The 257-nt window shown below is 65.4% G+C and carries 1 protein-coding gene; it reads right to left on the bottom strand.

All coding sequences use genetic code 11. The features are described from left to right. Nucleotides 1-7: 7 nt before the first annotated feature. Nucleotides 8-257, bottom strand: a 250-nt coding sequence (gene tnpB, locus AB3X94_RS42170) for an IS66 family insertion sequence element accessory protein TnpB (RefSeq protein WP_368614504.1), incomplete at its 5' end; no start/stop codon positions are given.

Here is a 257-nt window from a genome sequence, read left to right as displayed (position 1 = left end):
AACGTCCTCAAACGACACGGATCACACCGTCCGCGCCGATGCGCTGCCATGGCAAACCCACCACCAGAGCGGCCAGTTGTTCCTGTGTGAGCGCATGCTGCTTTGGTTCGCTACCCGCGCGCGGCCAGGCGAACTGCCCCTGATTCAGCCGTCGCGCTGCCAGCCAGATGCCAATCCCATCGTGTACCAGCACCTTCAGGCGGTTGGCCCGCCGGTTGGCGAACAGGTACGCATGGTGCGGATGCGCGGCGCCGAAC

It is taken from the genome of Paraburkholderia sp. BR10923 (assembly GCF_040948765.1).
Lineage (GTDB): Bacteria > Pseudomonadota > Gammaproteobacteria > Burkholderiales > Burkholderiaceae > Paraburkholderia > Paraburkholderia youngii.
Note: the sequence above shows the minus strand (reverse complement) of the source record. Positions and strands in the feature narration are given on the sequence as shown.